General features: G+C 70.8%; 10 protein-coding genes. 6 read left to right on the top strand and 4 right to left on the bottom strand.

What is annotated here, in order from left to right:
* Nucleotides 1-302 precede the first annotated feature (302 nt).
* Nucleotides 303-464, top strand: coding sequence for a hypothetical protein (locus OG252_RS37770; RefSeq protein WP_266441442.1), 162 nt, complete (start codon nucleotides 303-305; stop codon nucleotides 462-464).
* Nucleotides 465-609: 145 nt separating this feature from the next.
* On the opposite strand, the gene OG252_RS37765 is transcribed toward OG252_RS37770, so the two are convergent.
* Entirely contained in the window at nucleotides 610-1248 is a 639-nt protein-coding gene (locus tag OG252_RS37765; RefSeq protein WP_323186105.1) for a sensor histidine kinase, read from the bottom strand.
* Nucleotides 1249-1382: 134 nt separating this feature from the next.
* Here OG252_RS37765 and OG252_RS37760 point away from each other — a divergent pair, with 134 nt between their 5' ends.
* From OG252_RS37760 to OG252_RS37750, 3 genes are all read left to right on the top strand, one after another.
* Nucleotides 1383-2339, top strand: a complete 957-nt coding sequence (locus OG252_RS37760) for a hypothetical protein (protein WP_329341837.1) — start codon at nucleotides 1383-1385, stop codon at nucleotides 2337-2339.
* A gap of 204 nt (nucleotides 2340-2543) precedes the next feature.
* Nucleotides 2544-3689, top strand: coding sequence for a LacI family DNA-binding transcriptional regulator (locus OG252_RS37755; RefSeq protein ID WP_329341835.1), 1146 nt, complete (start codon nucleotides 2544-2546; stop codon nucleotides 3687-3689).
* Nucleotides 3686-4591 carry a carbohydrate kinase family protein gene (locus OG252_RS37750; RefSeq protein WP_329341833.1) on the top strand — a complete coding sequence of 302 codons (906 nt, stop codon included), beginning with the start codon at nucleotides 3686-3688 and terminating at the stop codon, nucleotides 4589-4591. The genes OG252_RS37755 and OG252_RS37750 overlap by 4 nt, the downstream gene beginning before the upstream one ends.
* Nucleotides 4592-4624: 33 nt before the next feature.
* Here the strand turns inward: OG252_RS37750 and OG252_RS37745 are convergent, their stop codons facing one another.
* The 3 genes from OG252_RS37745 to uvrA form a co-directional block, all read right to left on the bottom strand.
* Nucleotides 4625-6577, bottom strand: coding sequence for a tetratricopeptide repeat-containing protein (locus OG252_RS37745; protein ID WP_329341831.1), 1953 nt, complete (start codon nucleotides 6575-6577; stop codon nucleotides 4625-4627).
* Nucleotides 6574-7029, bottom strand: a complete 456-nt coding sequence (locus OG252_RS37740; RefSeq protein WP_266441427.1) for a DUF4231 domain-containing protein — start codon at nucleotides 7027-7029, stop codon at nucleotides 6574-6576. Before OG252_RS37740 ends, OG252_RS37745 begins: the two co-directional genes overlap by 4 nt.
* A 201-nt stretch (nucleotides 7030-7230) precedes the next feature.
* The gene (uvrA, locus tag OG252_RS37735) at nucleotides 7231-10284 is read right to left on the bottom strand and encodes an excinuclease ABC subunit UvrA (RefSeq protein WP_266441425.1); all 3054 of its coding nucleotides are present in this window, start codon (nucleotides 10282-10284) and stop codon (nucleotides 7231-7233) included.
* 224 nt (nucleotides 10285-10508) lie between these two features.
* On the opposite strand from uvrA, the gene OG252_RS37730 reads away from it, so the two are divergent.
* Together OG252_RS37730 and OG252_RS37725 are read left to right on the top strand one after the other, a co-directional pair.
* Nucleotides 10509-11195, top strand: a complete 687-nt coding sequence (locus OG252_RS37730; RefSeq protein ID WP_266441423.1) for a maleylpyruvate isomerase family mycothiol-dependent enzyme — start codon at nucleotides 10509-10511, stop codon at nucleotides 11193-11195.
* 47 nt (nucleotides 11196-11242) lie between these two features.
* Nucleotides 11243-11899 (top strand): MBL fold metallo-hydrolase, encoded by a 657-nt coding sequence (locus OG252_RS37725; protein ID WP_266441420.1) that lies wholly within the window; start codon nucleotides 11243-11245, stop codon nucleotides 11897-11899.
* Nucleotides 11900-12256: the final 357 nt, after the last annotated feature.

The raw sequence follows: 12256 nt of genomic DNA, 5'->3' as shown, positions 1-12256 counted from the left end.
CCTCGACCTCGACGTACGCCGACAGGACGAGGATGCCGGTGCCCGGGTGGCGCGCGGATGGTGCGGGCTGCCGCGGTGCGTCCATGGTTCCCGCCCCCCTTGCGACCCCTGAAAGTGCGCCCCCACAGCCTGCCGGAGTCCAGGAGGTACGGCTGGCAAAAGCGGAACCGGGGGCTTGCCGTGACGACACGCGGTCGTATCCGAGGGATGCTGGAGTCACTGCGGACACAAGCGGACACGAAAAGACCGGCCGTCCTCGGAGACGTGAGGAACGGCGGATCGTCGGTCGAAGGGCTGCGGACATGCGGCAGAAACGGATCGAGAAGCCACGGCGGTCGGGTCGTACCGGCCGGACCACGGACGACAGATACGCGCCGTACGACGCCCTCGACCCGCGTGATGCCGACATCGTGCGTGCCAAGCGCGTACCGAAGGCACGACGCGGCGCGGCTCGCCGCCTCTAGAACAGGCACGACACGGCGGCACTGCGCCGCCCCGCGAGGCGGACGGCACGCCTCTCCGTCCGACCCGACCGCCCGGACGTACGCGACGTCACCGAGTCCAGGTTCCCCCGCCTGGGCAGACTCCCCTGGCGTGCGCCCCGGGCGGTCACATGTCCGGGCTCGGACCGCTCAGCGGCAGCCGTACGGTGAGTGTCGTGCCCCGGTCCGGCGGGCTGCTGATGGTCAGCCTCCCGCCGATCGCCTCCACCCGGTCGACGAGTCCGCCCAGCCCGGAGCCGCGGCCCGGTTCGGCGCTCCCTGTGCCGTCTTCGGTGATGGTCACCTCCAGGATGTCGCCCTCGATACCGGCCGTGACCGCGACGACGCCGACCCGGGCGTGCTTCACAGCATTGGTGAGGCACTCCGAGGTGCCGTAGAAGACGGCGACCTCAGTCAGCGCCCTGGCCCGCCACGTCCCCCTCCGTCGAGCGCGCAGGGCGGGGCCGAGGCCGCCCTTGGAGAGGATCGCGCGCGGGACGCCGTGAGCTGCGCCCGGCTGTCGGCGTTGGCGATGGCAGCGACGGCAGCGTCGGCGACGAGTTGCGTGAAGTCGGCGAGCCGGGACTCGGCGCCCCGGGCGCAGCGGTTCCGGGGCGGCGGTCGCGACGGCGGCGCCCCAGGCCCTGTCCGCGCGATCCGGGAGGCGCTGGGCGAGGACGGGCCCACCGCCCCGGCTGAGGGATGTGAAGTCGGCCGGGAGTCCGCCACGGTTGGGCAACAGGTGTTGTCGGGGCTTGGTCAACACGCTTCAATGCGGGGGAGCTCGGGGCCCTGAACGACGGCGTACGGATGTGAAGACCCACGGCGCCGACGCGGGCCCCCGAGTCTCCCGCGAACGGTCTGACCAGCCGTTGTGAACATTCACAGAAAGGCCCCTGCATGCCGAACGCCACACAGCACGCGGACGTCGCCACCGTCGCCACCGCGGAACTGGACTCGGCCCTGCGCGGCGGCCCCTTCCACGTCGCGCTGCGGGCCGCGATCGCCGCCCGCGGACTGCCGTTGCAGCGCGTGCAGCACCATCTGTCGCGCCACGGGGTCAAGGTCGGTGTGACCAGCCTGAGTTACTGGCAGCAGGGCGCCCGGCGCCCGCAGCGCCCCGAGTCGCTGCGGGCCGTACGGGCTCTGGAGGAGATCCTCCAGTTGCCGCAGGAGTCGCTGATCCGGCTGCTCACCCAGGCCGACGAGGACCCGGCCTCGCACCGGCCCGCGGCCCGCTCCTACCGCTCCCTCGTCGAGGCCTCCGGCGTCCTGGAGCAGCTGCTGGCCGAGCTGGACTCGCCGCTCGACGGCGGGCTGCACACCCTCGGCCACCACGAGCGGGTACGGATCGGCGCGCGCCGCGAGCTGGCCGGACGCGAGTCGCACCACATCGTGCGGGCCCACCGGGACGGCGTCGACCGCTTCGTGGCCGTCCACCACGGCGACCCGGGGTGCGCGCCGGAGCGCATGAGCGTCCACGCCTTGGAGAACTGCCGCACGGGACGCGTTCGCTCGGACCACGACACCGGGGTGTTCGTGGCCGAGCTGCTTTTCGACACGCGGCTGCGGGCCGGCGACACGTTCCTCTTCCGCTACGGCGTCGAGGACGGCACGGCCGGCGCGTCACGGGAGTACGTCCGCGGATTCGGGCCGGCCGGCGGCCAGTACGCGCTCCAGGTGCGCTTCGACGAGAACGCGCTGCCGGTGCGCTGCCACCGGTTCGCCCAGCACTCGGCGGCGGCGCCGCGCAGCGGGCGCCAGGAGCTGGCGCTGACCGGCCGGCACCACTCGGTGCACCTCGTCGAGCCGCGGGTGCGGTCGGGGGTCGTGGGGATCGGGTGGGACTGGGAGTGACACACAGTTCCTGACCTGTACCTCCGCATGCTCCTGGGCGTACTCCTGCAGCGTGATCCTGGCAGCGTTCCTCGGCAGGTGACTGCACGTAAACGCTTGCGCAAACGTTTACGTCCGCCGCCGCATGCGATACGTTCCCCGTGCCGTTCCGGGAGGGAATCCGATCCCGGTGTTCGATCCCGGTGTCGTTCCGGAGGAGCCCTCATGCCGACCATGGCCGACGTCGCACGCAGTGCCGGCGTGTCCGTGGCGACCGTCTCCCACGTGCTGAACGACACCCGGCCGGTCCTGCCGCACACCCGTCAGGCCGTGCTGGAAGCCGTCGAGGAGCTCGGCTACACGCCCAACACCCTCGCCCGCTCCTTGGTGACCTCCCGCACCAGGTCCATCGGCCTCGCGGTGTCGGCGATCAGTAACCCCTACTTCACGGAGATCCTCCAGGGAGTCGAGGCCGCCGCTCTGGAGCACGGCTACAGCCTGCTGATCGCCGACCCGCACGACGATCCGGAGCACGAGCGCAAGGTCGTCCAGCTCCTGCACGAACGGCGGGTGGACGGCATGATCGTCGCGCCCTCCGCCGACCCGCGCGAACTCGTCGCCTACCTCACGCGTCACGAGGTACCGGCCGTGTTCCTCGACCGGGTGATCGACTCCGACGAGGACCGCGCACCGCGCTTCGACCAGGTCTGCGCCGACAGTGCGGAACCGACGGCCCGGCTGGTCACGCATCTCGCCGGGCTCGGCCACCGGCGGATCGCCCTGGTCGCGGGCCGGCCCGGGCTGAGCACCACCGGCGAGCGGATCACCGGTTACCGGCACGGCCTCGCCGCCGCCGGGTTCCCCTACGACGAACGCCTCGTCGTGCACGGCGACTCCGAGTCGGCCGGCGGTGAACGGGCCACGACGGCCCTGCTGTCGCTCGCCGCGCCACCCACCGCGCTCGTCACCGCCAACAACGCGATGACCATCGGCGCCCTGCGCGCGCTGCGCGAGCACGGCCTGTCCGTACCGGACGACATCGCGCTGTGCTGCTTCGACGACTTCGCCTGGGCGGACCTGTTCACGCCTCGGCTCACCGCGATCGCCCAGCCCAGCAGGGAGATCGGCGCCCAGGCCGTCGGGGTGCTCCTGGAGCGTCTAGCCGCGCCGGACCGGCCCGCCCGGACCGTGCGGCTCCCCTGTGCCTTCGTCCACCGTGCCTCCTGCGGCTGCGCCGACGAGCCGGAGCGCTCGCAGCGCCCTCAGGCCTCGCAGCGCCCTCAGCCCTTGCAGCCACCTGGCTCCTTGCAGCCGTCGCAGATCTCGCAACCCTCGCAACTTTCGCAGTCCGAGAGAGGAACCGTCTCGTGATCGTCGTCGCCGGAGAGGCCCTGATCGACCTGGTACCGCAGGGCACGGGCGCCCTCGCGGGCCTCAAGCCGGCGCTCGGCGGCGGCCCGTACAACACGGCCCTGGCCCTCGGCCGCCTCGGCTCCCCCACGGCCTTCTGCTCCCGCGTCTCGTACGACGCCTTCGGCGAGGCGCTGCTCGACGGGCTGCGGGAGGCGGGGGTGGACGTGACGGCCGTACAGCGGGGCAAGGAGCCGACCACCCTCGCGGTCGCCACGATCGACACGCACGGCTCGGCCGCCTACTCCTTCTACGTCGACGGCACCGCGGACCGGCTGTTCACGGCGCCCACGGAACTTCCCGCGGGCGCCCGGGCGGTCTCCTTCGGCACCTGCTCGCTCGTCCTGGAGCCGGGCGCGAGCGCCTACGAGGAGCTGATGCGGACCGCGGCCGAGCAGGGCGTGTTCACCCTGCTCGACCCGAACATCCGGGCCGGACTGATCCTCGACGCGGACGCCTACCGGGCCCGCTTCAAGAGCTGGCTGCCGTCGGTGTCCCTGCTCAAGCTCTCCGAGGAGGACGCGCTGTGGCTGGGCGGCACCCCGCGGGAGTGGCTGGCCGCGGGGCCCTCCGCCGTCGTGATCACCCACGGCGGCGACGGGCTGACCGCCTTCACCCGGGACGGCGCGGTGCACTCCGTGCCGGGCGAGAAGGTCGACGTCGTCGACACGATCGGCGCCGGCGACACCGTGAACGCGGCCCTGCTGCACGGCCTGTCCGCCCGTGCCGCCCTGTCCGTGGAAGCCCTCGCCGGCCTGGGCCCGGACGGCTGGTCCCAGTTGCTGGGGTTCGCCGCGCGCGCCGCGGCGATCACCTGCTCACGCGCGGGCGCGGAGCCGCCGTACGCGGCGGAACTGGTCTGAGAGACGCCGGGCCGCAGTCACGTACGGCGGATGTCACATCGTGTTCCCTTCGGCGGGTGCTGCGAGGGCCGCGAGCAGTGGTCCGATCACCTCGGGCCGGTCTCCCACGGCCAGGAGGAACTCGAGTTGGCGGCGCATGGAGGAGAGTTCGGCGCCGTCGGCGGAGTGGGCCGCCACGGTGTAGTGGTGCAGTGCTTCGACGGGCGGCACGGGAGCCATGTCCTTGTCCAGCAGGTGCTGATGCAGGGCGAGTTCGGCCACGGTGGCGTGCTCCCAGGTGTCGTTCGGGCCGATCTTTCGGCGCTCGACGGCGAAGCGGACCACCGGAAGCAGGGACTCCGCCAGCGCCAAGTCGCCCTGACCGCCGCCGAAGTACTGTCCTCTCACTCTCACGAGGGCGAGCGCGTTGATCCCCGGGTAGTAGTCGCCGGGGTCGGCCACCATGCCGCTGTGGTAGGCCTCGATGGCGCGGTCCAGATGGGGCAAGGCGTTCTTCTGTCCGAGCCGGAGGGCGAGTTCGAAGGCTCGTTTGGCGGCGCTGCCGAGCAGTCCCAGGGTCTCGGAGGAGCCCGGCCGGCGGCCGTCGAGCAGCAGTAATCTGCGTTCGGCCTCTTTCAGGTACGTCAGCCGCTTCTCGGGCGTCCCGTCACGATGGATCAGCGTGAGGGCGTACCGCTGCTGCATATGGACCCGGCCGAAGGAGACGTCGGCCGCGGCCAGCGGCTCGATCAGTTCCCGCCCCTCGTCGAAGTCGCCCAGCGTCACGAGGGCCAGACCGATCTGCTCCAACTGGGTGTGGCAGTTGCCGACGGACAGTCCGTCCTGCCGTACCCGATCGGCGATGTCGAGCAGTTTCCCGGCGTCGCGCAGGGCCGCCGCCAGGGAGATCTCCTCGCTGTAGCGCGTCAGCCGCGAGTAGAGCTCCCCGTCGGCGTCGGGAGGCAGCTCTACGGGCTCCAGCGTGGGGAAGACCGCCCACACCGGGCTGTCGACCCCCCGTTGCGTCGCGTTCAGGGCGTCCTTGAGCTTGCCGATGGCCGCGACCGCCTGCCGGTCGCTGACCTTCTTCATCCCCCGCTCGTAGCGCTGGATGGTCGAGTGCCCCAGGTCGAAGGGCGGTGTGACCCAGTGCGGCGCCATGAGGAGCGTGGCGGAGGGCCGCCAGGCGTGCCGCACGCCCAGTTCCCACAGGACGTTGGGGTTGAGCGTGGCGAGATCCGCCACGAAGAGATCGGCGGTGTTGATGCTGTGCAGCATGCGGGCGTCGATGCTCTTCAGGCCTGCTTCCAGGTCCGTGCGGATCGGCCGGTATCCGCTGTCGAGCAGGGCGGGCACGAGCACCCGGTGCCAGGACTCGTCCGCCTCGAACCGCTTGAGTTCCCGGGTGGAGTCGGCCTTGCCGCCGTACGGCATGGCGACGAACGCCGTCTGTGCCGCGGACCGGCTCTGCGAGGGGTTCAGGCGCAGCACGAGGTGGCCGAGCGCCTTGGCCGACAGGGCCAGGGACTCGGTGTGGTCCTCTCCCGCACGGCGCCCCTCGGTGACCGCGACCATCACGAGTTCCTCGGGTTCGTCCGCTTCCTCGCCCGTGGTGTGGAGGCTGTCGCGGGCGTGGTTCAAAAGCGCCTGGTTGACGGCACGGAATCCGTCGTCGTCGGCCTTGGCTCCCGGCACAGGAACGAGGGATGCCTTGGTGTGTGACGTCAGCGTGCGAAAGCGCTCCTCCCACTGGGGCCCCTTGTCGGCGACGGAAGCACCCACGAACTCCTCGGGGTTCTCGGTGACCACGAGGTCGACCGGGATACCGGCGCTCAGTGCCGCCCCGGCAGCCAGCAGGTCCGTGCCCGCGGCGGCGGATCCCACGGCGAGCCGCGGCCGCAGTCCGCCGAAGAGGAGCTTCAGGCGCTCCTCGAGCCAGTCCACGGCGGCCTCGGGGAACACCCCGTCCGGCCCTGAGGGACGCCTGCCGGTGAAGACGACGATCATGTGGCCTCCCTTTCCACCCAGTGGGTGGTCTCCTGGCCGATGATCCGCTCCACCATCTCGGCGAGCAGGGTGTCGACGTCGGCCGTGTCGCCGTAGTGCCCGGCACGCGCCAGGTACAGGTACTGCTCGCGGCGCAGGCTCTCGCACACGGACCGGTAGTTGATCCAGTTCTCCTGGAACTTGAACAGCTGCTGCGCGCCCTCGATGACCGCGACGAGAGCACCCATCAACGCCGGGATCCAGTTGGGCGCGGAGGCGGCGACGGTCACCGGGAGCCCGGCCGCCAGCATCAGCGTGGCCAACTTCAGCTGTTTGAAACGCCGTTGGGCGAGAGCACTCTTCCGGTCGAACCAGTCCAGCTGGTTCTGGAGCCGGTCCCAGGTGACATCGGCGGGCCTCGCCGAACGTGGTTCCGCCGGGCCGCCCCGAGCTGCCGGAATGTCAGGTTCCACCACCGGCTCCCCCTCCGTGGTCGTCGGCGGTGCGTGCCCGCGTCGTCACGGGCTGTTCCGCCACGGTCACGATGACGTAAGCGCACGGACGGGGCAAGAACGCACGGGGCGGTCCTTGGGAGAAGCCTGGGCCGCCGCGGGCTCTTGTGATCGGCCCGCAGCGGCCCCTGGCTCAGTGCTCCCTAGCTCGGTGCTCCCTCGTCAGGCCTTGGGGGCCCGGGTCGTCTTCTTCGCGGGCGTGGCCTTCTTGGTGGCTCCCGTCGCCTTCTTCGCCGCCGTGTTGTTGACGGCCTTGGCCGTCTTCGCGGTGGTCGTCCTCGCCGTTGCCGTCTTCTTCGCCGCCGACGCGGCCGCCACCGCCTTCTTGGCCGCCGTCTTGCGCGGGGCGCTCACCGGGTTCGCGTCGCTGATCCGGTCGGCGCCGAGGACCTCCCGGAGGAACTTGCCGGTGTGGCTGGCCGGTACGCCCGCGACCTGCTCGGGCGTGCCCTCGGCGACGACCAGGCCGCCGCCCGCGCCGCCCTCGGGGCCCATGTCGACGACCCAGTCGGCGGTCTTGATCACGTCGAGGTTGTGCTCGATGACGATGACCGTGTTGCCCTTGTCGACGAGCCCGGCCAGGACCGTGAGCAGCTTGCTGATGTCCTCGAAGTGCAGGCCGGTGGTCGGCTCGTCCAGGACGTAGACGGTGCGTCCGGTGGAGCGCTTCTGGAGCTCGCTGGCGAGCTTCACCCGCTGGGCCTCGCCGCCGGACAGGGTGGTCGCGGACTGCCCGAGGCGGACGTAGCCGAGACCGACGTCGTTCAGCGTCCTGAGGTGGCGGGAGATCGCCGGCACGGCCTCGAAGAAGTGCATGGCCTCCTCGATCGGCATGTTCAGGACGTCGGCGATGGACTTGCCCTTGTAATGGACGTCCAGCGTCTCCCGGTTGTAGCGGGCGCCGTGGCAGACCTCGCACGGGACGTACACGTCCGGGAGGAAGTTCATCTCGATCTTGATCGTGCCGTCGCCCGCGCAGTTCTCGCAGCGACCGCCCTTGACGTTGAAGGAGAAGCGGCCGGGCATGTAGCCGCGGACCTTCGCCTCGGTGGTCTCGGCGAACAGCTTGCGGACGTGGTCGAAGACGCCGGTGTACGTCGCCGGGTTCGACCGGGGCGTGCGGCCGATGGGCGACTGGTCGACGTGCACGACCTTGTCGACGAGGTCGTCGCCGTCCACGCGCGTGTGGCGTCCCGGGACGCTCCGGGCGCCGTTGAGCTCGCGGGCCAGGTGGGTGTACAGGATGTCGTTGACCAGCGTCGACTTGCCGGAGCCGGACACGCCCGTGACCGCGGTGAACACGCCCAGCGGGAAGGACACGTCGATGTCCTGGAGGTTGTTCTCGCGGGCGCCGTGCACCGTGAGCCGGCGGGACGGGTCCTGCGGGCGCCTGATGTCGGGCAGCGGGATGGCCTTCTTGCCGGACAGGTACTGGCCGGTCATCGACTCGGCGTTGTCGAGCAGCTCCTTGAGGGAGCCGCTGTGCACGACCTTGCCGCCGTGCTCGCCAGCGCCGGGGCCGATGTCGACGATCCAGTCGGCGACCTTGATGGTGTCCTCGTCGTGCTCGACGACGATCAGCGTGTTGCCCATGTCGCGCAGCCGGACCAGGGTCTCGATGAGCCGGTGGTTGTCGCGCTGGTGCAGGCCGATGGACGGCTCGTCCAGGACGTACAGGACGCCGACGAGGCCGGAGCCGATCTGGGTGGCGAGGCGGATGCGCTGGGCCTCGCCGCCGGAGAGCGTGCCGGCCGCGCGGTTCAGCGAGAGGTAGTCCAGGCCGACGTCGACCAGGAACTTGAGCCGCTCGTTGACCTCCTTCAGCACGCGCTCGGCGATCTTCTTGTCGCGGGCGGTCAGCTTCAGCTCGCCCAGGAAGTCCGCGCAGTCGCTGATGGACATCGCGGCGACCTCGGCGATCGACTTCCCCATGACGGTGACCGCGAGGACGACCGGCTTGAGGCGCGTGCCCTCACAGGTGGGGCAGGGCACCTCGCGCATGTAGCCCTCGAAGCGCTCCCGGCCGGCGTCGCTCTCGGACTCGCTGTGTCGGCGCTTGACGAAGGGGACGGCGCCTTCGAACGGGGTCGTGTAGACGCGCTCGCGGCCGTACCGGTTGCGGTAGCGGACCTCGATCTGCGTCTTGTGGCCGTACATGAGGGCCTTCTTGGCGCGCTGCGGCAGACCGGCGAAGGGGATGTCCGTACGGAATCCCAGCGCGTCCGCGAGGGCGCCGATCAGGCGGCCGAAGTAGTCCTTGGTGTGGCCGTGCGACCAGGGGTGGATGGCGCCCTCGTCGAGGGACTTGTCCTCGTCCGGGACGATCAGCTCGGGGTCGACCTCCATGCGCGTGCCGATGCCGGTGCACTCGGGGCAGGCGCCGAAGGGCGAGTTGAAGGAGAAGGAGCGGGGCTCCAGCTCTTCGAAGGAGAGGTCGTCGTACGCGCAGTACAGGTGCTCCGAGAACATGCGCTCGCGCTCGGGGTCGTCCTCCGGGAGGTCGACGAAGTCGAGCACGACCATGCCGGCGGACAGGCCGAGCGCGGTCTCGACGGAGTCGGTGAGGCGGCGCTTGGCGGAGTCCTTCACCGTGAGGCGGTCGACGACCACCTCGATGGTGTGCTTCTCCTGCTTCTTGAGGACGGGCGGGTTGGAGAGCTGGATCGTCTCGCCGTCCACCCGCGCGCGGGAGTAGCCCTTGGTCTGCAGGTCGGCGAAAAGGTCGACGAACTCGCCCTTGCGCTCGCGCACCAGCGGCGACAGCACCTGGAAGCGGCTCCCCTCCGGCAGCTCCAGGACTCTGTCGACGATGGCCTGCGGCGACTGGCGCGAGATCGGGCGGCCGCACTCGGGGCAGTGCGGCTTGCCGATGCGCGCGAAGAGCAGGCGCAGATAGTCGTAGACCTCGGTGATGGTGCCGACCGTCGAGCGCGGGTTGCGCGAGGTCGACTTCTGGTCGATGGAGACCGCGGGCGAGAGTCCCTCGATGAAGTCGACGTCCGGCTTGTCCATCTGGCCGAGGAACTGGCGGGCGTACGAGGAGAGCGATTCCACATAGCGCCGCTGGCCCTCGGCGAAGATGGTGTCGAAGGCCAGGGAGGACTTGCCCGACCCGGACAGGCCCGTGAAGACGATGAGCGAGTCGCGAGGCAGGTCGAGCGAGACGTTCTTCAGGTTGTGCTCGCGCGCGCCACGGACGATGAGACGGTCGGCCACGCCGGTCCGCACCTTTCTTGAGAGAAGTGACAGGGGCGAGGCCCCCGTACTTTCTCAGACTAGGGGGAGCCACTGACAACGCCGGTCGGATTCCCGGAGTGCATAACAATCCCCGACCATCCAGCATGCCCGACGCCACGCCCGACCATATAGCACGTGCATTCGATTTACGGCACGCCTTCACCACCTTCACCCGAAGGTGTGGCGGAGCTAGGGTCAGCACCATGATTGATCACGCGCATGACCTGGCGTCTGTACGTGACGCGACCGACCGCTTGCTCATCGCAGTCGCCAAACTGGACGACGCGGCTGTGACCGAGCCGTCACGACTGCCCGGCTGGACCCGCGGCCACGTCCTCGCCCATCTCGCCCGCAACGCGGACGCCCTGGTGAACGTCCTCGAAGGCCGTCCCATGTACGTCTCGGCGGACGCCCGGGACACCGACATCGAGCGGGACGCCCCGCGCCCCCTCGCCGTCCACCTCGCCGACCTGCGCGACAGCGCGGTGCGCTTCCAGGAGGCGGGGGCGGCCCCGGCGGACTGGTCGCGCACGGTGGAGCTGCGGGGCGGGGTCACCGACTCGGCGTCCCGGGTGCCCTTCCGGCGGTGGATCGAGGTGGAGCTGCACCATGTGGACCTCGGGATCGGGTATGAGCTGGAGGACCTCCCCGAGGAGTTCGCCCAGCGCGAGATCGACTTCCTCGCCGACCGCTTCCGGGGGCATCCCGACGTACCCGCCGTGCTGATCGAGCAGGACGACCGACGCCGGGCCCCGACCGGCCGCGAGGGTGCGGTGGAGGTCACCGTCACGGGCCGCGGGGCCGACCTGCTGGGCTGGCTCGCCGGCCGCCGCGACGGATCCGGTCTGAGCGTGGACGGCGGCCCGCTGCCGGCCCTTCCCCCGCTGTAGTCCGCTCCGCCTCGGCCGGGCCCCGCCCCCGCTATAGGCTGAACGTCATGACGTACAGCGGAGCGGTGAAGGTCGGCGGCCCGGCCGACGTGCATGAGCTGCCGGACCTGATCATCTCGAAGATCGCGGTCGGCCCGATGGACAACAACGCCTATCTGCTGCGCTGCCGGGCCACGGACGAGCAGCTGCTGATCGACGCCGCCAACGACGCGGGCACCCTGCTCGGCAGCATCGGCGACGACGGCATCGCCTCGGTCGTCACCACGCATCAGCACGGCGACCACTGGCAGGCGCTCGCCGAGGTCGTCGCCGCCACGGGCGCGCGCACCTACGCGGGACGGGACGACGCCGACGGCATCCCCGTACCGACCGACGTCCTGGTCGACGACGGCGACACCATCCGCGTGGGGCGCGTGGAGCTCACCGCGCGCCATCTGGTCGGCCACACGCCGGGTTCGATCGCCCTCGTCTACGACGACCCGCACGGGCATCCCCATGTGTTCACCGGCGACTGTCTGTTCCCGGGCGGCGTGGGCAACACCCGCAAGGACCCGAAGGCGTTCGCCAGCCTGATCCACGACGTCGAGACGAAGATCTTCGACGTGCTCCCGGACGAGACCTGGGTCTATCCCGGGCACGGCAACGACACGAGCCTGGGCGCGGAGCGACCGCATCTTCCGGAGTGGCGCGCGCGAGGGTGGTGAGCGCCGCCGAGCGGTGGTGAACAAGGTGGTGAATCAGGGGCGCCCGCCGATGAGTGCGCGCCCCGCGCACACTCTCCATCGCACGCGGGCGTGTACGCACCCCGTGTGAACCCTTCACACACGCCGGTGCCACGCGCGCGCTCCCGGCGCACGTGGTTGCGCGGTCAACTGGCAGCAGCCCCGCAGCAGGATGACGGCTCCTGCGCGGTACGGGCCGCCGGCCTTTCGATCCCCGCCCTCGGCCGGCGGCCCCGGCGAACGGCGCGTCGTGGGACGCGTTCACAAGAATGCAACACCCGTTCCCACCATGCGGACGATTCATGCCGTGACCTCGACAAACGGGTCGGCGGACTGTCA

It is taken from the genome of Streptomyces sp. NBC_01352 (genome assembly GCF_036237295.1).
Lineage (GTDB): Bacteria > Actinomycetota > Actinomycetes > Streptomycetales > Streptomycetaceae > Streptomyces > Streptomyces plumbiresistens.
Note: the sequence above shows the minus strand (reverse complement) of the source record. Positions and strands in the feature narration are given on the sequence as shown.